Annotated in this window: 18 protein-coding genes; 11 read left to right on the top strand and 7 right to left on the bottom strand. The window is 73.4% G+C overall.

Annotation, left to right across the window (positions count from 1 at the left end; all coding sequences use genetic code 11):
• The first annotated feature begins 392 nt into the window (after nt 1–392).
• Nucleotides 393–2,261 (top strand): phosphatidylglycerol lysyltransferase domain-containing protein, encoded by a 1,869-nt coding sequence (locus OHT01_RS34615; protein WP_443043481.1) that lies wholly within the window; start codon nt 393–395, stop codon nt 2,259–2,261.
• A gap of 304 nt (nt 2,262–2,565) precedes the next feature.
• Nucleotides 2,566–4,632 (top strand): HEAT repeat domain-containing protein, encoded by a 2,067-nt coding sequence (locus OHT01_RS34610; protein ID WP_328557046.1) that lies wholly within the window; start codon nt 2,566–2,568, stop codon nt 4,630–4,632.
• Nucleotides 4,633–5,251: 619 nt separating this feature from the next.
• Here the strand turns inward: OHT01_RS34610 and OHT01_RS34605 are convergent.
• Nucleotides 5,252–5,830, bottom strand: a complete 579-nt coding sequence (locus OHT01_RS34605) for an Rv1733c family protein (protein ID WP_328557045.1) — start codon at nt 5,828–5,830, stop codon at nt 5,252–5,254.
• A 284-nt stretch (nt 5,831–6,114) separates the two neighbouring features.
• Between OHT01_RS34605 and OHT01_RS34600 the strand changes: the two genes are divergently transcribed.
• The 4 genes from OHT01_RS34600 (at nt 6,115) to OHT01_RS34585 (ending at nt 10,239) form a co-directional block, all read left to right on the top strand.
• Nucleotides 6,115–7,200 (top strand): WD40/YVTN/BNR-like repeat-containing protein, encoded by a 1,086-nt coding sequence (locus tag OHT01_RS34600; RefSeq protein WP_328557044.1) that lies wholly within the window; start codon nt 6,115–6,117, stop codon nt 7,198–7,200.
• A gap of 223 nt (nt 7,201–7,423) precedes the next feature.
• On the top strand, nt 7,424–8,101 hold the full coding sequence (locus OHT01_RS34595) for a uracil-DNA glycosylase (RefSeq protein ID WP_328557043.1): 678 nt from the start codon (nt 7,424–7,426) through the stop codon (nt 8,099–8,101).
• Between the two features lie 50 nt (nt 8,102–8,151).
• On the top strand, nt 8,152–9,213 hold the full coding sequence (locus OHT01_RS34590) for an N-acetylglucosamine kinase (RefSeq protein WP_328558365.1): 1,062 nt from the start codon (nt 8,152–8,154) through the stop codon (nt 9,211–9,213).
• Nucleotides 9,214–9,318: 105 nt separating this feature from the next.
• On the top strand, nt 9,319–10,239 hold the full coding sequence (locus OHT01_RS34585) for a sirohydrochlorin chelatase (RefSeq protein WP_328557042.1): 921 nt from the start codon (nt 9,319–9,321) through the stop codon (nt 10,237–10,239).
• Between the two features lie 160 nt (nt 10,240–10,399).
• Here OHT01_RS34585 and OHT01_RS34580 read toward each other — a convergent pair whose 3' ends face one another.
• The 3 genes from OHT01_RS34580 to OHT01_RS34570 form a co-directional block, all read right to left on the bottom strand.
• A complete protein-coding gene (locus OHT01_RS34580; RefSeq protein ID WP_328558364.1) occupies nt 10,400–11,443 on the bottom strand; it encodes a lactonase family protein in 1,044 nt (347 codons plus the stop codon).
• 60 nt (nt 11,444–11,503) lie between these two features.
• The gene (locus OHT01_RS34575; protein ID WP_328557041.1) at nt 11,504–12,970 is read right to left on the bottom strand and encodes a nitric oxide synthase oxygenase; all 1,467 of its coding nucleotides are present in this window, start codon (nt 12,968–12,970) and stop codon (nt 11,504–11,506) included.
• A gap of 724 nt (nt 12,971–13,694) precedes the next feature.
• On the bottom strand, nt 13,695–15,182 hold the full coding sequence (locus OHT01_RS34570) for an FUSC family protein (RefSeq protein WP_328557040.1): 1,488 nt from the start codon (nt 15,180–15,182) through the stop codon (nt 13,695–13,697).
• Between the two features lie 239 nt (nt 15,183–15,421).
• On the opposite strand from OHT01_RS34570, the gene OHT01_RS34565 reads away from it, so the two are divergent.
• Both OHT01_RS34565 and OHT01_RS34560 read left to right on the top strand, forming a co-directional pair.
• A complete protein-coding gene (locus OHT01_RS34565) occupies nt 15,422–15,898 on the top strand; it encodes an Lrp/AsnC family transcriptional regulator (protein WP_328557039.1) in 477 nt (158 codons plus the stop codon).
• A 377-nt stretch (nt 15,899–16,275) separates the two neighbouring features.
• On the top strand, nt 16,276–16,908 hold the full coding sequence (locus OHT01_RS34560) for a TetR/AcrR family transcriptional regulator (protein ID WP_328557038.1): 633 nt from the start codon (nt 16,276–16,278) through the stop codon (nt 16,906–16,908).
• Between the two features lie 109 nt (nt 16,909–17,017).
• Here OHT01_RS34560 and OHT01_RS34555 read toward each other — a convergent pair whose 3' ends face one another.
• Nucleotides 17,018–17,647, bottom strand: a complete 630-nt coding sequence (locus tag OHT01_RS34555) for a dihydrofolate reductase family protein (protein WP_328557037.1) — start codon at nt 17,645–17,647, stop codon at nt 17,018–17,020.
• Nucleotides 17,648–17,856: 209 nt separating this feature from the next.
• Nucleotides 17,857–18,921 carry an NAD(+)/NADH kinase gene (locus OHT01_RS34550; RefSeq protein ID WP_328557036.1) on the bottom strand — a complete coding sequence of 355 codons (1,065 nt, stop codon included), beginning with the start codon at nt 18,919–18,921 and terminating at the stop codon, nt 17,857–17,859.
• 738 nt (nt 18,922–19,659) lie between these two features.
• Between OHT01_RS34550 and OHT01_RS34545 the strand changes: the two genes are divergently transcribed.
• From OHT01_RS34545 to OHT01_RS34535, 3 genes are all read left to right on the top strand, one after another.
• Entirely contained in the window at nt 19,660–20,340 is a 681-nt protein-coding gene (locus tag OHT01_RS34545) for a class I SAM-dependent DNA methyltransferase (protein WP_328557035.1), read from the top strand.
• 194 nt (nt 20,341–20,534) lie between these two features.
• The gene (locus OHT01_RS34540; RefSeq protein ID WP_328558363.1) at nt 20,535–22,151 is read left to right on the top strand and encodes a SpoIIE family protein phosphatase; all 1,617 of its coding nucleotides are present in this window, start codon (nt 20,535–20,537) and stop codon (nt 22,149–22,151) included.
• A gap of 460 nt (nt 22,152–22,611) precedes the next feature.
• Entirely contained in the window at nt 22,612–24,171 is a 1,560-nt protein-coding gene (locus OHT01_RS34535) for a multicopper oxidase family protein (RefSeq protein ID WP_328557034.1), read from the top strand.
• 80 nt (nt 24,172–24,251) lie between these two features.
• Here OHT01_RS34535 and OHT01_RS34530 read toward each other — a convergent pair whose 3' ends face one another.
• Nucleotides 24,252–24,674, bottom strand: coding sequence for a secondary thiamine-phosphate synthase enzyme YjbQ (locus tag OHT01_RS34530; protein ID WP_328557033.1), 423 nt, complete (start codon nt 24,672–24,674; stop codon nt 24,252–24,254).
• Between the last annotated feature and the right edge of the window lie 85 nt (nt 24,675–24,759).

The following is a 24,759-nucleotide window of genomic DNA, read 5'->3' as shown; positions in this document are numbered from 1 at the left end:
CCTCCGCGCCGCCGCCGAGCCCCGGGCGCCGTTGACGGATCCGGTGCGCCGTTGAGAAATCCGGCTCACCCCTGACAGAATCCGGCTCGGCCGTCGCGAGGGCCGAGCCGCCTCCGGTCGGCGCGGTTCCGCGTCCACGACGGCGCTCGACACTCCGGACAGCACTCATCCGGGCACGCCCCCGGCCGTCGACCGGACCGGCGGTCCGCATGACGCGGACAGGATGGACAGGCGGACAGGAAGCGGGCCGGCCAACCCCGCATTCTCACCGCCTCCTTACCTCTTCACACTGCCCTTGTCTGGCAAAACCTCACTCTTCCTTACAAGATGTAGTGTTCCGGCCTCTGTCCCCACCGGTTTTCCCCGGCCTCTCCCCAAGGTGATGTTCCACGGTGTCCGTACAACAGTCATCGCTGATCCCGGAACAGCGGAACGCGAACCCCCGCCGGGTGGCTCGGGCCGGGCGAGCAGGCGTCGGAATCCGGCCACGCGCGGCCGCCCTCACCGTCTGGTACCTGCGACTGCTCGCCCTGCTGAACATCGTCGCCGTGATCTCGCTGCCGTTCCGCGAAGAGGTGCACGAGCACAACGGGGGCGAGTTCTTCACCCCGTATCTCGCCACCGCCGGGCTGATCTCGGCGGCGCTGGCCCTGTTCCTCGCGCTGGTGATGCGGCGCCGCAAACGGGCCGCGTGGATCTTCAACCTGCTGCTGGCCGGGCCGCTCCTCGCGCTCTACACCGTGGCGCTGACCCAGGACCGCTACCAACGGCATGTCTTCAACTGGGTCTCGGCCCTGCTCACCGCTCTCTTCGTCGCCGCGCTCCTGGTGGGGCGCAAGGAGTTCCACGCCGTCGGGGACCGCTCGAATCCCCGGCTCGCGCTGGCCGTCGGCGCCGGCGGTCTGCTGGTCAGCGCCACCCTCGGCACCCTGCTCGTCAGCGCCACCAACCGCGTGACGGGAACGCCGCTGAGCGACCGCATCGCGTACACCCTGCTGCGCGGGATCAGCGTCGGCCCGCTCGCCGACCGCTTCGACACCGTCGTCGCGCCCCGCTGGGTGGACATCCTGATCAACGCCCTGATGGCCGCCACCTTCCTGCTGGTGCTCTACGCCTGCTTCCGCTCCCCGCGCGGCCTCGAACTCCTCGGCGAGGAGGACGAGACACGGCTGCGCGCGCTGCTGGCCCGGCACGGCGAACGCGACTCGCTCGGCTACTTCGCGCTGCGCCGCGACAAGGCGGTCATCTGGTCCCCGAGCGGCAAGGCGGCGATCGCGTACGGCGTCGGAGGCGGCGTGACCCTCGCCTCCGGCGACCCGATCGGCGACCCGGAGGCCTGGCCCGGCGCCATCGAGGAGTGGCTGCGCGAGGCCCGGCGCCACGCGTGGACGCCCGCGGTGATGGGCGCGAGCGAGGAGGCCGGGACCGTCTACGCCCGGCACGGTCTGGACGCCCTGGAGCTCGGCGACGAGGCCATCGTGGACCGGTCCGACTTCACCCTGGAGGGACGTGCCATGCGGGGCGTCCGGCAGGCGCACAACCGCGTACGGCGCGCCGGTTACACGGTCCGGGTACGACGGCACGAGGACATCCCCGACACCGAGATGGCCGCCCTGACGGACAAGGCGGACCAGTGGCGCGACGGTGAGACCGAACGGGGTTTCTCCATGGCGCTCGGACGGCTGGGGGACCCGGCCGACGGACGGTGCATGATGCTGGAGTGCCATGACAGCGAAGGGGAGCCCCGGGCCGTACTGAGCTTCGTGCCGTGGGGCGAGCGGGGACTCTCGCTGGACCTGATGCGCCGCGACCGGAACTCCGAGAACGGGCTCATGGAGTTCATGGTCATCGAGCTGCTGCTGCGCGCCGAGGAGATCGGCGTCGAGCGGGTGTCCCTGAACTTCGCGATGTTCCGGTCCGTCTTCGAACGCGGCACCCGGCTGGGCGCGGGCCCCGTGCTGCGCCTGTGGTGCTCGCTGCTGACGTTCCTGTCGCGCTGGTGGCAGCTCGAATCCCTGTACCGGGCCAACGCCAAGTACCGGCCCGTCTGGGAACCTCGCTACCTCCTCTTCGAGAAGAGCGCGGACCTTCCCCGGATCGGCATCGCGGCCGCCCGGGCGGAGGGCTTCCTGGCTCCTCCGGCCCTCCCCCGGTTCCCCTCGCGGCGTCCGGCGGACCAGGACCAGCGGCCCCCGGTCCCGCCCCAGGCGGCGCCCCCGGCTGAGCCGGCTCAGCCCGTCTCGCCCGCACCACGCCCCTAGACACGAGGTACGCGACGGTCGCGGGCACGCGTTCGGTCGCCCGGCGGGCTCGTCGGACACCCGGGAGGGTGCCCGGCGGGCCCGTCCCGCGCTCTTCCCTCCCTCGTGCTCCCCTCCCGCTCTCCCCTCCGCCCCCTCCCCCTCCGGGCCGTTTCGCGGGCATCGGCGTGGCCGACCGTCGTAAAACGGCCGTCCGCGCCGTAGTTGGCTGGGTTGACACCATCGACGGGACGCCTCACGAGCGTCACTGTCAGTGCCGTGGTGCACACTCACGATCAATGGCCGTACTCCTGGGGAGGACACCGTGTTCAGGGGGATCGACGAGGTCGACTGGGCCTCGATGGAGCATGCCTACGGAAGCGCCGCGGACGTGCCGGAGCTGCTGCGGGGACTCGCCTCGCCGCTCCCCCATGAGCGGGAGACCGCGCTCGACGGTATGTACGGGGCTGTGCACCACCAGGGCGATGTGTACGACTCGACGCTGGCTTCCGTGCCTTTCCTCTTCATGCTCGCCGGGCAGGCGGGACTCCCCGACCGGGGCGGCATCGTGGAGTTGCTCGCCAGCATCGGAGGATCCGGCGACGGGGACGACCTCGGGGACTCCGGGGACCGCGGGGAAGACGGGGACGACGCCGCAGCCTGCCGGGACACGGAGGTCTCCGAGGACGACAACCACGGGATGGCGCGCCTGGCGGTCCAGGCCGGTTCCGGGGTCTTCCTGGACCTCGTCTCGGACGGTGACCCGGAGGTTCGCCGCGCCGTGCCGTCGGCACTCGTACGGTTCCACGGCGAACCGCCGCGCTTACTGGCCCTGTTGGAGGAGCGGCTGCGGGACGAACCGGACGACGGTGTCAGGCCGGCACTGGTCGAGAGCCTCGGGCTGTTCGCCCGGCTGCACCCCGGTTCGGCGGCCCCGGCGGTGGACCGCCTGGTGTCGCTGTGCGCCGCCCCGCACGACCCGGGACTGCGCCTCGCGGCGCTCGGACAGCTCGCCTCCTGCGCCCCCGACCGGCTGCCCGCCGACCTCGTGCCCACGGTCGTCGCGCTTCTCCACACCAGGTCGCGGCGGTTCCGGCCGTCCGCGGAACCCACCAGGACGTCGTCCGACACCCTCATCGGCAGTCTGCGCCGCATGCGCCCGGCGGACGAGGAGGGCGCCCAACTGCTCCGTACGCTGCACAAGGCCCTGGGCGCCCGCACCGCGGACCGGATCGCCCTGCTCAAGGGGCAGTTGAGCAGCCAGGACACGGCCGACCGGTGCAACGCCGTGTGGATGTCCGCGGGGCTCTTCCGTGAATGGCGTGCCGCGTACGAGGAGCCCGTCGCGTTGATCGGCGAGCAACTCGCCTCGGACGAGGAGCGGTTGCGCGGTGCCGCGGTGTCCGTCCTGGAGTTCCTCTTCACTCTGGCGGCTCCGGCTGCCGACCGGCTCGCCGACCTGGTGGCGTCGGCCCCGGACACCCGCGATCGCGGCACGGCGACGCTGGACCGCCCGCTGAAGGCCCTCGCCAGGTCCGGGGACGCACGGGCGGTACCGGCACTCGCGGAGGTGCTGCGCCATCCGCTGGTGCCGAACGAAACCGGATACATGACCGGGTATCTGGGCCCCGCGGCGGTTCCCCTGGCGCCGTTGCTGCGGGAGCGGCTGGCCGAGGTCCCCCTCGACGCCCCGGAGACGTACGGCCGGGCCGCGCCGCTGCTGTCCGGGCTCGGCACCCTGCGGTACGCCGCCGCGGTGCCGGAGGTACTGCGGCTGCTGCACGGCGCACCGCGCGAACTGCGGCTCCGGGAAGCCCTGGTGAAGGCCCTGGCCAGGGCGCTCCGCGCGTTCGGAGGAGCCGCGCACGAGGCGGTACCGGCGCTGCGGGAGCTGCTGGCCGGCGGGTGCGCGGCGGTGGCGGCCGACGCGCTCTGGTCCGTGGAGGGGGACGCGGAGGCGGTCCTGCCGCCGCTGCTCCGGGCGCTGGCCCCGGAGCGCGACGGCGGCGGTCCCCGGACGGCGGCCGAGGCCCTCGGGCGCATGGGGGCCGCGGCCACGCCCGCGCTCCCCGGACTGCGTCGCCTGACGGACTCCGCCGAGGTGTGGGAGCGGACGGCCGCCGCGTGCGCCCTGTGGGACATCGCCGGAGATCCCGCACCCGTCCTGCCGGTGTTCCGCGCCGCCTGGCGGCAGAACCCGTACACCCGGGGCACCATTTCCGCGTGCCTCGTCCGGATGGGTGGCGCGGGCGTGCCCGTCCACGACCTGGTCCGTACGGAACTGGCCTCGCCCCGGCGGCACCGGGCCCGTTCCGGAGGCCACGGCAGTCACGACGTCCTCGAGGACGAACGGCTCCTGCGGGACTGCCGTACGGCGCTGGAGGCCGCGTAGAACCAGCCCGCTGGGCCGGAGTCTCGCGGGCGGGGTGCTTTGGGCACCGGGTGCACCAGTGCAGGTGGCCGGCAAACAGACCAAAGCGGGGAGCCACGGACCCGTGCCGGACCCGGGCGGCCCGGTGCCCGAGCCTCGCGGGCGGGGCACCCGGGGCCGGGCGTACCGGTGTCGATGGCCTGCAAGCAGACCAAAGCCGGGAGCCGATAGGGCCGGGCCGGGGTCGGGGTCGGGCGGACCGGGGCCGGGGACCAGGCCCGATCCGGTCTCGGACCGGGCCGACCGGTGCCTGGGACCGGGCGGACCGGGGCGGGGGGACAGGGCGGACCGGGGCCGGGGACCGGGCCGATCGGGTCTCGGACCGGGCCGACCGGTGTCTGGGCCGGGCGGACCAGGGCCGAGAGACAGTGCGGACCGGGGCCGGGGACCGGGGGCTGGGCACCGGGCCGACCAAGGCCCGGAGGCCGCGCGGACCAGGGACTGGGGACCGGTGCCGGAGGGGCGGCGGACCGGTCCGGGGCGGAGCCACCGGGCCAGGGTCCAGGCGGAGCCGGTGGACCAGGGCCGAGGCGGAGCCGGCGGAGCGGTGGGCCGGGCGGGACGGAGCCGAGGCGCTCGGTCAGCTCGTCATCCGGCCCCACAGGGGCCCGATCCGCTCCCACTCCTCGTCCCACCGCTGCATGCGCCGCCGTTCGAGGCGGTCGCGGAGACGGCGCCCTGCCATGTAGGGGACGCCCGCCGCGCCCGCGCCCGCGAACGTACCGACGAGAACCGCCCGCAGCCGGGCCATCGCGACGGTGGTGGGCCGGTTGACGAGGTGTCCTCGGGGGTCGGTCCACACCAGGACCGGGGTGTCCGCCGAGGTACCCGCGTAAACCCTCACCTGACCTGAGCGGGGGGTCCCGTCCGGCGCGCTCCAGCGGACCTTCGTCCAGACGAAGCGTCCGCCGGACTCGGTCGCCCTCGTGTCCGGCACCTCCTCGGCCAGACGGGCCGGGACGGCATGCCACTGGGCGCGCTGCTGGGCGAGGCCGTGCTCCACGGACCGGATGGTCACCAGGCCCGTGACCGCACCGCCGAGGACCGTGAGGGCCCAGGCCGCGAGCATGATCCAGGCCTCCAGGACATCGCTTCGCCGCCGTAGCGGGTTGCGCCGCCACCGCCACAGCCACACCTTCGGACCACGGAATGCCGCCATCGAGGGCATCCTCCTCACCACCGCACCGACACGCCACTTCTCCCCTCCCTTACGCGTCCGCTCCGCGCGATGCTCACAGCCCCGGCCCGTCGGCTCGTCCGTCCCGGGCCGCGCGATGCCGCGCGACCCCTGCGAGGGGCACCGCGACCCCGCTCCGTGAACCCCGGCCGTCCCCCGACGCGGCCCGTCCGAGCTGCCCGGACGCGAGGTCCGGAGGTGGCTGTCGGTGCCGGGGTGCAGACTGGCCCGTAACGCTGGCAAAGACGTCGCGGAGGTGACCGGCCATGTCGGACGTACTGCTCACCGTGGGCACCCGCAAGGGTCTCTTCATCGGACGACGCCGTGGCGGCGCCTGGGAGTTCGACGAGCATCCCTACTTCAACGCCCAGGCCGTCTACTCGGTCGCGATCGACACCCGGGGCGACCGGCCGCGGCTGCTCGTCGGCGGGGACAGCGCGCACTGGGGCCCGTCCGTGTTCCACTCCGACGATCTGGGTCTGACATGGACCGAACCGGCGCGGCCCGCCGTCAAGTTCCCCAAGGAGACGGGTGCCTCGCTGGAGCGGGTGTGGCAGTTGCACCCGTCGGCCGCCGAACCGGACGTGGTGTACGCGGGGACGGAACCGGCCGCGCTGTACCGCTCGGAGGACCGGGGCGAGTCCTTCGAGCTCGTCCGTCCCCTGTGGGAGCACCCCACCCGCTCGAAGTGGGTCCCGGGCGGAGGCGGTGAGGGCCTGCACACCATCCTCACCGACGAGCGTGACGCGCGGGCCGTGACGGTCGCCGTGTCCACGGCAGGGGTCTTCCGGACCGCGGACGGCGGCGCGAGCTGGGAACCCGCCAACTCCGGTGTCTCGGCGGTGTTCCTGCCGGATCCGAACCCGGAGTTCGGGCAGTGCGTGCACAAGGTCGCGCGCGACGCGGCCGACCCTGACCGGCTCTACCTGCAGAACCACTGGGGCGTGTACCGCAGCGACGACGCGGGGGGACGGTGGACCGACATCGGCGCGGGCCTGCCGTCCACCTTCGGATTCGCGGCGGCCGCGCATCCGCGCCGCGGCGGCACCGCGTACGTCTTCCCGATCAACGCGGACTCCGACCGGGTCCCGGCCGGCCGGCGGTGCCGTGTCTTCCGTACGGAGGACGCGGGCGGGAGCTGGGAGCCGCTGACGGCGGGGCTGCCGGCGGAGGACCACTACGGCACGGTGCTGCGCGACGCGCTCTGCACGGACGACGCCGACCCGGCCGGCGTGTACTTCGGCAACCGCAACGGCGAGGTGTACGCGTCGGCGGACGACGGCGACAGCTGGCGACAGCTCGCCTCGCACCTGCCGGACGTGCTGTGCGTCCGCGCGGCGGTCATGGCCTGAGAGCGGCCGCGGTCCGGCAGGGGTCGCGGCCCGGGAACGGCCACGGCGTCCGTCCGGTCGCGGCGGCCGAGCCGTCGCCGGAGTCCCCGGAACCTCCAACGGCCCACGTCGGCAGGCGTCTTGCGCCCGGAGACGTCCGATTCGACGACGAACCGGTCATCCTCGGTCGCGCGACGGACACCGGTTTGATCTCCGCCAGGTGTACGGCAGTAGGGTGACGCCCGTGGCACCACGACCGTTGAACGAGATCGTCGAACCGGGCTGGGCGAAAGCTCTCGAACCCGTGGCCGGAAGAATCGCCGAGATGGGCGACTTCCTGCGCGCGGAGATCGCCGCGGGACGCACCTACCTACCGGCCGGCGCGAACGTACTGCGCGCCTTCCAGCAGCCCTTCGACGAGGTCCGTGTCCTCATCGTCGGCCAGGACCCCTATCCGACCCCGGGACACGCGGTGGGCCTGTCGTTCTCGGTGGCCCCGGAGGTACGTCCGCTGCCGCCCAGCCTCATCAACATCTACCGCGAGCTGAACACCGACCTCGGGGCGCCCCAGCCGTCCAACGGTGACCTCACCCCGTGGACGAAGCAGGGTGTGCTGTTGCTCAACAGGGCGCTCACCACGGCTCCCCGCAGTCCCGCCGCCCACCGCGGCAAGGGCTGGGAGGAAGTCACCGAACAGGCCATACGGGCGCTGGCCGCCCGCGGCCGCCCGCTGGTGTCGATCCTGTGGGGGCGCGACGCCCGCAATCTGCGCCCCCTGCTCGGCGACCTCCCCTCCGTGGAGTCCTCGCACCCTTCGCCGATGTCGGCCGACCGTGGCTTCTTCGGCTCCCGCCCCTTCAGCCGCGCCAACGACCTGCTGGCCGGGCAGGGAGCCGAGCCGGTGGACTGGCGCCTGCCGTGACGTCCGGCGGCGGACGCGGCGGGCGTCCGGCCGGGCCGGGCCCGTCCGTGGTGCTGGCCGTGGACTCCGGAGGTTCGGGACTGCGCGTGGCGCTCGCCGCGCACGGGGCGGCGGGCGATGTCCGCTCCCCCGTGGGCCGGGGGACGCCCCCTCCGCCGACCCCGCTCAGTGACCCCCTCATCTCCAACGAACCGGTCCGCACCGGCCCGCGTGGGATCTCGGCCGGGCACCTGCTGGATCAACTGGTGCCGATGGCAAGGCGGTTGATGAGCGAGGCAGGGGCCGAACGGCTCGGGGCCGTCGCTGTCGGCGCGGCCGGCCTGGCCACGCTCGGTGACGAACTGCGGGACGAGCTGCCGGCCGCGCTGGAGCGTGAACTGGGAGTGAGGCGGCTCGCCTTGGCGGCCGACGCGGTGACGGCGTACACCGGCGCGCTCGGTCCCCGGGCGGGTGCCGTGATCGCGGCGGGCACCGGCATGATCGCGATCGGCACCGACCTCAGGTCCTGGCGCAGGGCCGACGGCTGGGGCCATCTGCTCGGCGACTGCGGTGGCGGCGCGTGGATCGGGCGCGCGGGCCTGGAGGCGGCCCTGCGGGCGTTCGACGGCCGCCCGGACGGCTCGACCGCGCTACTGGCGCGGGCGGAGGAGATGTTCGGGCCGATGCCGGGGCTGCCGGGACTGCTGTACCCGCGCACCGACCGGGCGGCCGTGCTCGCCTCCTTCGCCCCGGAGGTGGCCTCCCGCGCCGGGAGCGATCCCGTGGCGGCGGACATCCTGCGGGCCGCCGCACGGCACATGGCCGATTCGGTCGCGGCCGTGTGCCCGGCCGGCGACGAACCCCGTCTCGCGCTCACCGGGGGCCTGTTCAAGACAGGAACCCCGCTACTCGCGCCGCTGGGCGAGGAGTTGGCGGAGCGGCTGCCGCACGCCCGGCAGGTGCCGGCCGCGGGCGACCCGCTCGACGGCGCGCTCCGGATCGCCGCCGACCTGGCGGAGGGCCGGCTCGCACTGCCCCTGGACGGGCGGATGTTGTCGGTGGTGGCCGAAAAGCCGTATCCGGAAATCGATGGCCGGAATTCACCGCAGGACAGACAAGTCCGCGATTACTGATCACTTCTGATCCGTACGTAACTCATCAGACAAAAGCGGACGGATACCGCTCACCTGCACCCTCCCCGAACAGGGGAACCCAGGAAACCAGTAACATGCGGCGCCATGAGCTCCCCCACTGGGCCCGCGTCCGGCCTGCCAGTACGAATGCCGCGACCCCGCCAAGCCGGGCGGCACCGCCGTCCGGAACCCCTGGCGGCTCCCGAGGGCGCGCCCGCGTTCGTCCTCGCGGTGCCGGGCACCCCCAGCGCGGCCACGCGCAGCCTCGCCGAGGAGGTCGTGAGCATCGCGCGCTCCGAGCTCCCCGGCCTCGATGCCCGCATCGGTTACCTGGACGGGGACGACGAGTTCCCCACGCTGCAGTCCGTGCTGACCCACGCCGCCGAGGAGCGCACAGCGCGCTTCGAGCAGGCCCGCGCCGCCGGTTCCGACGTCACCGCGCCCGACGGCCCGGTCGGCATCGTCGTACCGCTGCTCGCCGGTCCGGACAACGCCTTGCTGCGCCGGATCCGCCAGGCGGTCATGGAGAGCCGCGTCGCGGCCGAACTGACCGATGTCCTCGGCCCGCACCCGCTGCTCGCCGAGGCGCTGCACGTGCGCCTGTCCGAGGCCGGTCTGTCCCGCGCCGACCGCGCCCGGCTGTTCACCGTGGCGACCGCCGCGGACGGCATCGTGCTCGCCACCGTGGGCGGCGAGGACGCCGTGCAGGCGGCCGGGATCACCGGCATGCTGCTCGCCGCGCGTCTCGCCGTGCCGGTCATGGCCGCGGCGCTCGACGAGGAGGGTTCCATCGCGGCCGTCGCCGAGCAGCTGCGCGGCTCCGGTTCGCAGCAGCTCGCGCTCGCCCCGTACCTGATCGGTCCGGAGCTCGACGCGGGTCTGCTCGACGCGGCCGCGAAGGAGGCCGGGTGCAGCGCCGCCGAGGCCCTTGGCCCGTACCCGGCGATCGGCAAGCTCGCGCTGGCCCAGTACACGTCGGCGCTGGGCATCGCGCCGCCGCAGACCCAGGGGGCGCCGGCCTTCTAGTCGGCCGGTACCCCCGCACTGCCCGTACGACCCGTTCCACCCGCACATCGAAAGGGCCCGCTCCTGTGACAGGAGGGGCCCTTTCCCGTACGCACGAGACGCGCCCGGCCGTGCCCGGGGCGTACTCCGCGTGAGTCCCCGGGCCGTCCGAGCGGCCGGGTCAGCCGAAGACCACGCAGGACGCCGCCGGTGCCTCGACCGAGCCGCCCCGGCGGGGCACGCCCGTGTCCGGGTCGACGATGAACCAGGTCACGTCCCCGGAGCGCTCGTTCGCCACGTAGAGGAAGCGGCCCGACGGGTCGAGGGCCAGCGCGCGGGGCCAGACGCCGCCGCAGGGCACCGTGATGACCAGGTTGAGCCCATCGCCCGCCGCGTCCGGGGTGAGCACGGAGACGACGTCCTGGCCCCGGGTGGCCGTCCACACGAAGCGGCCGTCGGGCGAGACGACGATGCCCGAGGGGTACGCGTCGCCCTCCGGGACACCCGACAGCACCGGTGTCTCGCCGACGGGCCGCAGCGAGCCCTCGGCGGCGTCCCAGCGGCAGACGGTGACGGTCGGGGCGAGTTCATTGAGGACGTACGCATGTCCGCCCCCCGGGTGGAAGGCCAGATGGCGCGGCCCGGAGCCCGGCCGCAGGGCGGTCTCGCCGTGCAGTCTGAGCGTTCCGCCGTCGAGGGCGCACACCCGGACGGAATCCGTGCCGAGGTCGACGCTGACCGCCCAGCGGCCGGTGGGATCGGGCTGCACCTGGTGGGCGTGCGGACCCCGCTGCCGGTCGGTGTGCGGACCGGAACCGGTGTGCCGGAGCACGCTGGAGGCGGCGCCCGCGAGTCCGCCTCCCGGACGGACGGGCACCGCGCTGACGCTCCCTGAGCCGTAGTCGGCGGTGAGGACGTGGCCGTCGAGGACACTGAGGTGAGTGGGGCCGCTGCCGCCGGTCCGGACCGGCGGACCGGTCAGTTCCGGCTGGTCGGTGTGCACGCGGTAGGCGGCCACCGCTCCCTCGTCGGTCTCACTGACCGCGTACAGGACGTCGTGCGCGGGCGACAGGGCGAGATACGAAGGGTCGGGTACGCCGTCGACGGCGTTCAGGACGGTCAGCGCGCCACTGTCCGGGTCCACCGCCGCGGTGAGGACACCGAGTCCTCCCGCGGCCGTGAACGAGCCGATGAACGCCCGTCGTCGCCTGCCGCCGTCTGCCACAGCTGTCCCCTCTCGGTCCCGCGTCATCGGGGGCGACGGTAGCAGTCGGGAGGCTGCGGTCTAGACCAGACCGGGTGGCTCGGCCGGCCCTCCGAAGAGCGGGCCGGCCGCCCCCTGGAGCCGGGCGGGCGGGGCCGCGCCCCGCGCCCGTTCCGTGGCCTCCGGGTGGTGGACGTAGGCCGGGGTCCGTTCGACGGTGTCGAACGTGCGGTGGAAGACCGGCGTGGCGCTGCCGGAGATCGGAGGCACGATCCACGACCAGTCGGCACCCACCTGACGCCCCTTGCGTTCCTCGCGTCCCAGATGGGTGAGGAAGCGCCGGGACTCGGTGTGGTGGTCGGTGACGGTGACGCCCGCGCGGTCGAAGGAGTGCAGGACCGAGCGGTTGAGTTCGACGAGGGCCCGGTCCTTCCACAGGGAGCGGTCGGTACGGGTGTCGAGGCCGAGGCGCTCCGCGACGACCGGCAGCAGGTCGTAGCGGTCGGTGTCCGCGAGGTTGCGGGCGCCGATCTCCGTGCCCATGTACCAGCCGTTGAAGGGCGCGGCCGGGTAGCAGACGCCACCGATCTCCAGGCACATGTTGGAGATGGCGGGCACCGCGTGCCAGCGCAGCCCCATGCCCTGCCACCAGGTGTACTCGGGGTGGCCGAGCTCCACTTCGAGCACCGCGTCCTTCGGCAGCGCGAACCAGCGGGGTTCGGCGCCCGCGTCCTGGATCACGAGCGGCAGGACGTCGAAGGGCGTGCCGGGGCCGCCGGGCCAGCCGAGCCTCCGGGCGGTCGCGGTGAGACCGGCGTTGCGTGGATCGCCGGTGACGCCGCCGTCGGGGCGCGGGTGACCCGCGTACCGGATGAGCTGTTCGTTCCAGATCCTGGGGCCGGGGCGCCGCGGTGAGTCGGGCGCGAAGACCGTGATGAGCGAGCGGATCCGGCCGCCGCGGGTGGCCTCCCTGAGGTGGTCCGCCGACTCCTCGGCGACCTCTCCGGCGTCCCGTACCTCCCGGCGGTCGCGCACGCTCAGCGCGTTCCAGTACAGGCGGCCGATGCAGCGGTTGGCGTTGCGCCAGGCGACGCGTGCGCCGAAGACGAGTTCCCGGGTGGTGTGCCAGTACGTCCCGGTGTCGGCGATCTCCGCGCGGACGGCGGCGATCCGCCGGGCCGGATCCCCGAGGCCCTCCTCCGCGTAATGGAGCGTGATGAATTCGGCGGCGGCGCGGAGGAGGTCGGGGGACGGTTCCGGGGCGCGCCGGTGCGAGGCCGAACCCGGTTCGTTCCGGTCGGGACCGCGGGGACCATCCGGACCGCGGGAACCATCGGGACCGTCACGATCGACGCGCCCCGGACGGGTTCGTGTGTCGTGTCCTGTGACGCCTGGTCCACGGGCGGAACGGGGCGGCGCCTCGGCCGGGGTATCCCCGGCCGTCAGGCGCCCCAGCAGCCCCGGGATCGGGGTGGCGCCCCGGTCGGGCCGGGGCCGTGCCGGGGCGTCCACCTGCGCCGAGCGGGTGCGGGGTGCCGCGCTGGCCACCGCAGGGTGGGCGTCGGTGGATGACAGGGACGCGTCGTCCGCCCGGCGGGGGTTCCGGTCCTCGTGACCGTGCGGCCGGCGCGACGACGCGGGGTCCCCGCGAGGATCGGCCGGGACACTGGGCGCGTATGGGGCAGTGGGCCGCGGGGCGCCCGTACGACGGTCGGCCGGGGCGGCGGACGCGTTGGGGTCACGATGCCGCCCGGAATTCCCGCGTCCGTCGGCCGGGACACCGGGCGGGTACGGGTCCGGAAGCCGCGTGGAGCCCGTAGTGAGGACGTCACGCGCCTCGCGGGCGGCCGTCGGGCCGATGGCCGCGGGGGCCGCTCCGAGGCCTTCCAGCGGGCGCCCGCGCCCCCGTTCCCGATCTTCGTCGTCGCGCTCGCCGTCGCGCCGGATCCGATCCAGCCAGCCGGCCGGGCCGTCGCCTCCGGGGCTCGGCCGCCCCACGTCCACGGTGTCGGCCGCGCGCTCTTCGTGTGTGGTTCCGCGCGGGAAGTCGCGCATGGTGCCGCCCCCAAGAGTTCCGTCCGCCGGCCGCTCCCGCACGGTCCACGGCGTCCGTGCGCCCGATGGCCGCGGGGTTGCCCGGCGGGTGCGGCGATCCGCCCTGCGGATGGCCGGTAAATCTGCCTCATTCCGGGCACCCGTGTCCACAGCGTGAGCGCGGCCTCGGGGAGGGGCGGGTCCGGGCCGGGCGCCCGGGGGAAGCGTCCCGGATACGTCAGACGGCTGCCAGCCGTGAGCCGCGCAGGGGTGTCGCCAGTTCGACGAGCGCACGTTCCAGGCCGTGCAGGTGGACGAGCGCCTGTTCGGCCCCGGGGTGATGGCGGGGGGTGCCGTGGTGGGGCGCAGGAGCGGAGCCCGGCACGGCTCCGACCAGGGACTCCATCGCCGTCTCGACCCGTCGGCAGGCCGCCGTGAGGCGAGCGTCGTGCGAGGCGTCGGGGTCGGCCGCGACGGCTGCGAGACCCCGTACCTCTCGCGCGCAGTCGTCGAGCAGGGCGAGGACCGCGCGGGCCCGCTCCTTGCGCTCCCGCATCGGGTTGAGCGGATGGACGAGGGGCGCGAGAGCCATACGCACGCGCCCCAGAAGTGCTTCGAGCTCCCCCGCGCGCGGCGCGGGGTCGGCCTGGGCGTCGCCCGCGAGCCGCCGGGCCGCCGCCGAGGTGCAGCCGTGCACGGCGTGCAGGGCGCGTTCGATCCACCGGTCGGTGACCGTGTGCGTGGTGATGGGCAGGACGAGCGCGACGGCGAGCGCGGCGCCGAGCGCTCCGACGCCGGTCTCGGCGAGCCGCAGGCCCAGCAGTCCCGGGTGCAGGACGCCGAGCAGCCCGTAGAGCAGGCCCGCCATGACGGTGACGAAGAACATCATCCAGCTGTACGAGGGCGCCGCCGTGTAGAAGATCCCGAAGACGCTCACCGCGACGAGGGCGAGGGTGGGCGCCGGTGCCCCGTGCAGCGGTACGGCGATCAGGAACCCGGCCACGATCCCGGTGAGCGTGCCGAGCACGCGCCGGAAGCCGCGGACCAGCGTCTCGCCGCGCGAGGCGGTGTTGACGAAGATCCACCAGGCGGCGCCGACGGCCCAGTACCAGCGGTCGTGCGACAGCAGTTGGCCCGCGGCGAGCGCGAAGGCGCAGGCCGCGGTCGCCTGGAAGGCCTGCCGGGTGGCGGGGCGCGCCAGCCCGCGGCCCTCAAGGGGCGACGGCGCGGCCGGCAGGGGGCTGCGCCGCTCGACGCACCAGGCCCCGAACCGCACGGCCGAGGACGCCGTCAGCGACAGGGCCAGGGCGGCGTACAACTGCGGGAGCTGGCCCGGCACGGCGTGCAGGAACTGGGTCGTGAAGAACATCATGAACGCGAAGATGCCGAGCGCGTGGCCGCGCGGGCCGAACCGGCGGGCGTACACCCCGGCGAAGACCACGGCGAGCCAGATCGCGTCCCGCAGCATCGGCATCCCGTGCAGCGCGGTCGCGACCGTGAGGACCGGCAGGCCGGCCACCGGCAGCAGCGTGGTGGTGACGGCCTGGCCGCGCACCGTGGGGTCGCCGACCGTGAACAGCGCGAGGAGCGCCGCGAGGCCGCCGGTGATCGACGCGGCGAGCGACAGCCCGGCGAGCTGGCACAGGGTGACAGCGAGGCCTATACCGAGGACCGCCCGGAGCGAGACCCGCAGCCGGAACAGTCCCGGATCCGGAGCCATGAACATCTTCTTCACCGTCGGCGGCCCGCCCCTACTTCGTACTCAGCTCTGGTTCGGCATGCGCAGCGCACATGCGAAAGGCGCCGCGGGTCCGGTACGGCGTCCTTGCCGTCCGGCGCTGCGCAGCGCCATCGATACGGACAAGGTAAGCGGCAGTCCGGAACTGGCTCAACCGGCTCGGTTTCGGCTGAGCCATTGGTACAGTTGAAAGTGATCATTGTCGGCCACAGGGAGGCCAACGGACCATGGCCGTGGACGAGCTCGACACCCGCATCCTGCGGCTGCTGCTGGAGCAGCCGCGTACCAGCGTCCGCGAATACGCCCGTGTCCTCGGCGTCGCCCGCGGCACGCTCCAGGCCCGCCTCGACCGGCTGGAGCGGGACGGGGTGATCACCGGAACGGGCCCGTCGCTCTCCCCGGCCGCCCTCGGCCACCCCGTGCTCGCCTTCGTGCACATCGAGGTCACACAGGGCCATCTCGACGATGTCGGCGACGCGCTCGCCGCCGTACCGGAGATCATCGAGGCGTTCTCGATCACCGGCGGCGGCGATCTGATCACCCGGGTCGCGGCGCGGGACAACGCACATCTCGAGGATGTGATCCAGGCGCTGATCAGCCTGCCCGGCGTGGTCCGCACCCGGACCGAGGTGACCCTGCGCGAACGCGTCCCGCACCGGTTGCTGCCGCTGGTGGAGTCGATCGGGCGCGCCGCGCAGAGGTGAGCGAGCGGCTTCACGGCTGTACGGCTTCATCGCTGTGCGGCTCTGTCATCTCTGTGCGGCTCTTTCATCTCTGTGCGGCTGGAGCGGCTGCGTCGTCGGCCGGACTCCTCGGCCGATCGGCCGGATCGGGCTCCCCCGGCGGTCGGTTCCGAGGTCCACGTCCGGAAAACCGCCGGGTGCGCGAGAATGCCGGACGGCGAACCGGTTCCGGCCATCGGCACGGAACGGGTCGGCCACCGAAGCGGGCCCGGTCGGACAGCTCTCCCCTGTCGGTGAACCCACAGGAGAGTCACCCGGTCGGTGCGGGCGGTCCGGCCGTGGCTCCGTAAGGGACTGCGGCGGAAGGGACTGCGGCCGTCGTTCCGGAAGGAGTACACGTGCACCCCGACAAGGACGCGCCGCCGGGCACGCCCGCACGGAGCGACGGACCTCGGCGCTCGGACGCCCAGCGCAACCGGGAGCGCATCCTGGCCGTGGCCCTGGCCGAGCTGACCCGCTCGCCGGCCACGCCGCTGAGCGCCATCGCGAAGAGGGCGGGGATCGGCCAGGGGACCTTCTACCGCAACTTCCCCCATCGGGAGGCCCTCGTTCTGGAGGTCCACCGCCATGAGGTGCGACGCGTCGCCGACGCCGCGCGGCACCTGCTCGCCACCCGCGCGCCGGATCGGGCGCTGCGCGCGTGGATGGACCGTCTCGCACGGTTCGCCCTGGCCGAGGCGGGCCTGTCGGCGGCCCTGCGGACGACCGCCGGCACACCACGGGGCGCGCTCACGAAGCTGGGCCGCGGGCCCATGCGTTCGGCCGTCGCGCTCCTGCTGAAAGCCAACGAGGAGGCGGGCAGTATCCGGCCGGGGGTGACCCCCGACGACTTCATGCTCGCCGTGACCGGGCTCTGGCAGCTCGACCCGCGCAGGGACTGGCCGGCACGCGCCCACCGCCTGCTGGACCTGGTGATGGACGGCCTGCGAGCGGGCGCGTCCGGTCCGGGCACGCCCGCCCGGGACGACTGAGCCCGCCCCCACGGGAGCAGGGCAGGCCGCGGGCTTCTCGGACGGCCGGCGACGGGGCAGTCCGGCCTCTCCGAACGTCAGCGGCGGAGCGCTCGGTCCCTCGGGGCGGTCAGCGGCGGACCAGCCGGGCGTGTGTCGCGGCCGGTGATCCGACCAGTTCGGCGACCCGGTAGCCATCGATCCCGTCCCCGAGGTTGTCGAACAGGCGCTCGCCCCGGCCCAGCAGTCGCGGGACGACGGCCAGGTGCAGTTCGTCGATCAGCCCGGCCCGCAGGTACTGCTGGACGGTGGAGGCTCCGCCGCCGAGCCGGACGTCCTTGCCGTCCGCCGCCTCGAAGGCACGGGCGAGGACCGTCTCGACGGGTTCGTCGGTGAAGTGGAAGGTCGTTCCGCCCTCCATGACGACCGAGGGCCGCAGGTGGTGCGTGTGGACGAACACGTCGTTGTGGTACGGAGGGTTGGGGCCCCACCAGCCCGTCCACGACTCGTCCTCCCAGGGTCCGCGCTGGGGTCCGAACATGTTGCGGCCCATGATGGTGGCGCCGATGTTCCGCTCGGCGCGCTCGACGTACTCGACGTCGATGCCGCCCTTCCCGTCGGCCAGGTCGCGCATCGCGGCGAACATCCATTCGTGCATCGCCTCGAAGCCCTCGCCGAGCGGATGTTCGAGACACTGCCGGGGGCCTGCGGCATAGCCGTCCACCGAAACGGTGATGTTGTGTACGCGCAGTTCGGGCATGACCGTGCTCCTTGAGTTCCTGGTGTGCGTGCTTTCCCGCTCTCACCCTGCGTCGAACGCGACGCGCCGGGATCGACAGCTTCCCCGGGAATCCCGGCATCCCACGTGAAGCCGCACGGAGCGGCGGCGCTGCGTCCGCCCGACGCGCGCGGGGGAACGCGCGGGGGAACGCGCGGGGGACGCGGCCCCCGCCGTCACCGGGCCCGCCGTCACCGGGCCGCCGAGGGAGGCGGCAGGCGCAGTTCGGCGAGGTCCGGCGGGACGGGGGCGTCGGGGCGGAAGAACGGGGCGGGCACGCCGTCGGCCGCCGTGGCCGGCGCGTCCGTGAGGCGGAAGCGGTCGCGCAGCCGGCCGTAGAAGCCGGTGGGGTGCAGGCGGATGAGGCGCACTCGCTGCGGAGCGCGGAACACACCGATCCAGTCCCCCGGGTCCAGCACGCCGCGCAGTTGACCGTCGATGCTGACGGCGGCCTGGCCGGAGTGGGGCAGCACCCGCAGGGCGACGGACTCGTCGGGTGCGGCGACCACACTGCGGTTGAAGGTCATGTGCGGTGCGATCGGCGTGAAGACGACCGCGTCCATGTGCGGCGAGAGCACGGGACCGCCCGCGGCGAAACTGTAGGCGGTCGATCCGGTGGGGGTGGCCACGGCGAACGCGTCCGCCGAGTACGAGGCCAGCCGCTGCCCGGCGAGATAGACGCCGACGCTGACCTGTCGGTCCCTGGCCAGCTTCTCCAGGACGACGTCGTTCAGGGCCGTGACGTCCAGGGCCACTCCCCAGCCGTCGCCCTCGGTCGTCTCGGCTCTGACCTGCGGCGGCGGCAGGGCGGGGCCCCGCCCGTAGTGGAGCAGGGCCTCCATGGCGCCGGGGATCTCCAGGGCGCGGGAGGCGCGCATCGTCAGCGTCATGCGTTCCTCGACGGTGGCCTTCCCGTCGTGCACCGCCTGCAGCGCCCGCGTGACCTCGGCCGCCGGCACCTCGGTGAGGAACCCGACCTTGCCTAGGTCCACGCCGAGCACGTTCGCGCCGCTCTTGACGGCGATCCGGGCGCCCCGCAGGAAGGTGCCGTCGCCGCCAAGCGTGACGACGAGGTCGGGGTTGCCGGCCGCCTCCGCTTCCGCACGCCCGCCGCGGCGCTGCTGGTCCTTGGCCCAGACGTCGACCTCGGTGCACCGGATGCCTCGGGCGTCGCACCAGGCGTGCACGGCGCGGGCGACGTCGCGGGCCGCCGTCCGCCCCTGGTGGACGACCAGCCCGACGCGGTCTACGGACACAGCAACCTCCAGGTCCACGTGAGACACGGGCACGCGCCGCGGGCCGGGGACCCGGGGCGGGCGGACCACGGCGGACGGCCGACCTGCCCAGGTCCGGCACTGGGCACGATCCTTCCACGAATGCGACATTCCGGTACGGGGAGACAGTCCGCCCGGCCACGTCACCACCGACGTGAGACGCGCCGCCCGACCGCGTCACGGTCGCCGGGAGACCTGGCCGGCCGCCCCTGTCACATCCGTCGCGACCATCGGGGCCATCGCGGCCTCAGGAGCGAGGGGCATCCGCCGCGCCCGGCGAAGACCGCCGAGCAGGGACCGCCGAGTTCCCGGCACTCCCGGCTCCCGCGAGTGCGACGTCACGCGCCCGATGGGTGGACCAACTCCGCTCTTGGAGAGGCGACTTCACCATGTTCCCGCACATGGGGGCGAATTGTCGCCGCGCCCCGCCCCGGCCCCTCGCGTCCGCCGGACGGATTCCGGCCGTGTCGGCGCCGCCTGACGCGGCAACTTCCTTACGGACAAGGCGAGTTCGGGCGCGGTGGACGGCCCGGCGCGCGGGCCGGGCGCCGTCCGGCGGGCCGAACGATTTTGGACACTCCGGCATCCCGACGAACGCTGAACGACTATCGTCTCGAATTGACGTCTCCTGAGCGACCGACACGGCTCGGAGATCCCGTCACGGCCGCTTTCATCCGAAGTGTGGACCGAATTCGACAGACCCCATGAAAGGTCTCTTTCGTGATCAACAGCAATCAGGGGACTGATTACGAGAGCATCCGGCTCGACCGCAGAGGCCAGGCCGAAGCCTTCGACGCCATCGGCGACCGCTACGACGAGGCCTTTCCGCACAAGGAGGGCCAGGTCACCGCAGGTGAGTGGCTGGTCGAGTCACTGGGCCGGGGTTCACGGGTGCTGGATCTCGGCTGCGGCACGGGGGTGCCGACCTCGCGCCAGATGGCGGACGCCGGGTTCGAGGTCGTGGGGGTCGACCTCTCCGGCGGCATGGTGGGGCTCGCGAGCACCTACGTCCCCGAGGCGACGTTCCACCGAATCGACCTCGCCGAGCTGCGACCGGGCGGCCCGCGCGACCTCGGCCGCTTCGACGCCGTCGCCGCCTTCTTCTCGCTGCTGATGCTGCCGCGCGCGGAGATCCCTCTCGCGTTGCTGACCATCCGTCATCTCCTCGTTCCCGGCGGCCTGTTCGTCCTGTCGATGGTCGAGGCCGATGTCGACGACTTCGCGATCCCGTTCCTCGGGAACACGATCAGGGTCTCCGGCTATCTGCGGGAGGACCTGCACAAGGTCATCGAGGCGGCGGGCTTCGAGATCGTCAAGGAGACCTCGTACACGTACGCCCCCGCCGTGGCCGATGTCCCGCCCGAGGAGCAGGTGTTCCTCTGCTGCAGGCGGAGTGACTGAGGAGGCGGAGTCCGAGCCGCGGACCGCGCCACCCACTGGACGGGACAGAACGCGTGACCGAGCACCACACCCCCCACGAGAGCACCACTCCGCCACAGGCCTCCGCCTCGCCTGCCGCGGTGGCGGACGGCCGTGTGCCGCAGACCGACCGCCTCCGGTATCTCGATGTCGCGACGCGGCGGATCGCCCGCGGGATGGATCTGGACGAGACGCTCCGGGAACTGCGGGAGGCGGCCGTCCCGGCCTTCGCTGACGCGATATTCGTCCACCTCGACGATCCGCTGCCCGTGGGCACCGAGCAGCCGACGGCTTCGGTCGTGCTCCAACTGCACAGCGCCGACCGGGCGTCGCCGACGCCGGACGGCGGGACCTCGCCGGCGCCCGCGCTCCCCGAGGTCGCCGAGCGGGTCGAACCGGCCGGCGGCGGACGGCTCGCGGAGCTGCTGCGGGACGGCCGTCCGGCGTTCGGTGACGCGCCGGGCAACGCGCCCGCCGTCGCCGAACTGCTCGCGGCCCCGGCGGACCGGGCGGGAACGCCGCCACCCGGCCACCGTCTGATCATCGCCCCGCTGCACGGCAGTCACCACGTCATGGGCACGGTCGTCCTGCTCCGGAGCGCGGACCGCCCCGTCTTCGCGGACGACGACCTGCTCGTCGCCTCGCAGCTCGCCACGCACACCGCGCTCGGCGTCCAGAAGGCGGTGATGTACGGCCACGAGGCCGCCGTCGCGGACACCCTGCAGCACACGATGCTCCCGTCGTCGCTGCCCGAGCCCACCGGTGTCCGGCTGGCCAGCCGCTACCTGCCCGCCTCGAAGACCGCCCAGGTCGGCGGCGACTGGTACGACGCGATCCCGCTTCCCGGCAACCGCGTCGCTCTGATCGTCGGTGACGTCATGGGCCACTCCATGACCTCCGCCGCGATCATGGGCCAGTTGCGCACCATCGTGCAGACCCTCGCCGGTCTCGACCTGCCGCCGGACGAGGTCCTGCACCACCTCGACGAGCAGGCCCAACGGCTGGGCAGCGACCACATCGCGACCTGCCTCTACGCGATCTACGACCCGATCTCGCACCGCCTGCTGATGGCGAACGCCGGTCACCCGCCCGCGATCCTGCTCCATGAGGACGGGCGCGCCGAGGTCCTGGGTGTCCCGCCCGGTGCTCCGATCGGCGTCGGCGGCGTCGTCTTCGAGTCCGTGGAGATGGCCGCGCCCACCGGGGCGACCCTGGTCCTGTACACCGACGGACTCGTCGAGTCCCGGGACACGGACATCGGGAGCGGTGTCGAGTCGCTGCGGCTCCGGCTCCAGACCACCGCCCCGGGGCTCGCCTCGCTCGAGGTGCTCTGCGATCACGTACTGGGCACCCTGGGCCCGGGGACCCGGGACGACGACATCGCCCTGCTCAGCGCCCGGTTCGAGGGCTTCCCGCCGGACAGCGTCGGCTACTGGTACCTGGCCCCGCACCCGATGACCGCGGGGCAGGCGCGCCGGCTGACCCGCAGGGCCCTGCGCCGCTGGGGCCTCGAATCCCTGATCGACCCGACGGAACTCATGGTCAGCGAGGTCGTGACGAACGCCGTGCGGTTCGCCTCACGGCCCCTCTCGCTGCGGCTGCTGCGCACCGACGTGCTCCGCTGCGAGGTGACCGACGACTCGCCCCAGGTGCCCAGGATGCGGCACGCCGACCTCGGGGACGAGAGCGGCCGGGGCCTCTTCCTGGTCAATCAACTCGCCCTGCGCTGGGGCGCGACGAGGCTGAGCAGCGGCAAGGTCGTCTGGTTCGAGCAGAAGATCCCGGCGAAGTAGCCGCTCCGCGCGTGGGCCCGCGCTCTCCGGGCGGCTCCCGCACCCCGACTCGTTCCCGGGGCACGGTTCCCGGGCGCGCATACCCGTACAGGGTATGGTTCAGGTCCCAGCTCGCGGGAAGTACGGACCCCCTGATGACGCTACGAGAGTGGCCCTGGGCCCGGTTCGGTGGCGCCGCCCGCCGGGCACACGGCATGATCGTCATGCTGTTTCCCATGGTCGCCGCACCGCTGCTCCACCACGCGCTCCCCGACACGACCGTCACGCCGACGTCGGCGGCTTCACCGTCGCCCGGAGGGCCGGGGCCCGTCTCCCGGCCCGCTCGTCCTCTCTCGACCGCGCGCATACGCGGGCACATAGGCAACGTCCCACGGTTCCCCGCGTCCGCGTCCCGCGACGCCCGCAGCCGTGCCCGGACCGTCCCGAAACGCCTGTCGCGCATCGAAGAAGAGGACTTTTCGTGAACAGCATCAACCGCCGCTCCGTCCTCGCCGGACTGGGAGCGGTCGGCACCGGCCTGCTCGCCGCCTGCGGCAACGAAGCCCCCGGAGCCCCCTCCCTCCTCAGCCCTTCCGGTTCCCAGGTCGCCCGTGCGGCGCGGAGCCGGAGCGGTACGGGCAGGGTCCAGAGCCTCAACCTGACCGCCGCGCCCGCGACACTCGACCTGGGCGGCGGCGTCCTGGCCAAGTCCTGGGCCTTCGGCGGCCGGGTTCCCGGCAAGGAGATCCGCACCTCCGCCGGTGACACGCTCTCCGCCGAGCTGTCCAACCAACTGCCCGGCACCACCGCGACATCCATCCACTGGCACGGCATCTCACTGCGCGGCGACATGGACGGCGTGCCGCCGGTCACCCAGCCCCCCGTGCGAGCCGGATCCAACTTCACGTACCGCTTCGTCACCAACGCCCCCGGCACGTACTTCCTCCACCCTCATGTGGGAGTCCAGGTCGACCGGGGCCTGTACGCCCCGCTGATCGTCGAGGACCCCAGGGAGCCGCTGTCGTACGACGACGAGTGGGTGGTCGTCCTCGACGACTGGCTCGACGGTGTGACCGGCACGCCCGACGAGGTCTTCGCCACGTTCAGGCCGGACATGAGCGGCATGACCATGAGGAACTCCGGTCCGGAGAGGGCGCGGCCCTCCCGGTCCTCGTCCGCCTCCTCCGGGGACAGCGACTCGACACGGTTCAGGCTCATCGGTGCCACCAGCCCGCTGCTCGGGGGCGACGCCGGGGACGTGAACTACCCCTACCACCTGGTCAACGGTCGTGTGCCGGCCGACCCGGCCGTGTACACCGGCAAGTCCGGCAAGCGTGTCCGCCTCAGGATCATCAACGCGGGCGCCGACACCGCCTACCGGGTGGCCCTCGGCGGCCACAAACTCACCGTCACCCACACCGACGGTTTCCCCGTCGTGCACCGGCAGGTCGACACGCTGCTGATCGCCATGGGCGAGCGGTACGACGTCCTGGTCACCCTCGGCGACGGCGTCTTCCCGCTCGTCGCGCTCGCCGAGGGCAAGGACGCCACCGGAATGGCTGTGGTGCGCACCGGATCGGGGAGCACGCCCGAGCCGACCGTACGACCGGCCGAACTGGACGGCTCGACGGTGACCGCCGCACAACTGCGCGCCGCCGAGGGCGTACAGCTTCAGGCGAAGGATCCCGATCTGGTCCACCGCGTCAAACTGACCGGCAGCATGGGCAGGTACGACTGGGCCATCAACGGCAGGGAGTTCGACATGGCCGACCCGACCGCGAACCCGCTGCTCGTCCAGGAGGGCCAGCGGGTCCGGCTCGACTTCGTCAACGCGACGAACATGTGGCACCCGATGCACCTGCACGGCCACACCTACCAGCTCGACGACGGCGGTCCGCGCAAGGACACCACCATCGTGCTGCCCAGGTCGAAGGTGTCCGTCTTCTTCGACGCCGACAACCCCGGACAGTGGATGCTGCACTGCCACAACGCCTACCACAGCGAGGCCGGGATGATGGCGCTCCTGGCGTACGGCGCCTGAGCCCGGGTTCCCGGCCGGGGGCGGGTCTCAGGAATCCGCCCCCACGACCGGACGGTGATCCCGCCCCGACCCGCCGGCGGTCACCCGAGGAACGACAGGCGTACCTCGCGGTTCGGGTTGTCCCGATTGGTGTCCACGAGGCACACCGACTGCCATGTCCCCAGCTCCAGGCTCCCGTCCACCACCGGCAGGGTCGCGTGCGGCGGGACGAAGGCGGGGAGGACGTGGTCCCGGCCGTGGCCGGGGCTGCCGTGACGGTGTTGCCAGCGGTCGTCCGCGGGGAGCAGGGAGTGCAGCGCGGTGAGGAGGTCGTCGTCGCTGCCGGCGCCCGTCTCGATGATGGCGATTCCGGCGGTGGCGTGGGGGACGAAGACGTTCAGGAGGCCGTCGCGGCCCGCCGCGACCTCGCGGAGGAAGGCCTCGCAGTCGCGGGTGAGGTCGACGACCGCCTCCGATGAACCGGACGAGATGGTCAGGATCTGCGTGGTGAAGGCATCGGACATGCCTCAATCCTCTCCCATGCACCGGATTCCGCACACGGCCGAGGCCGCCGGGCGGGCGGTGCGGCGCCCGTGCGCGTCGCGGGTC

The organism is Streptomyces sp. NBC_00358 (genome assembly GCF_036099295.1).
Lineage (GTDB): Bacteria > Actinomycetota > Actinomycetes > Streptomycetales > Streptomycetaceae > Streptomyces.
The sequence above is the reverse complement of the archived record's forward strand: the minus strand, read 5'-3'. Positions and strand labels throughout refer to the sequence as shown.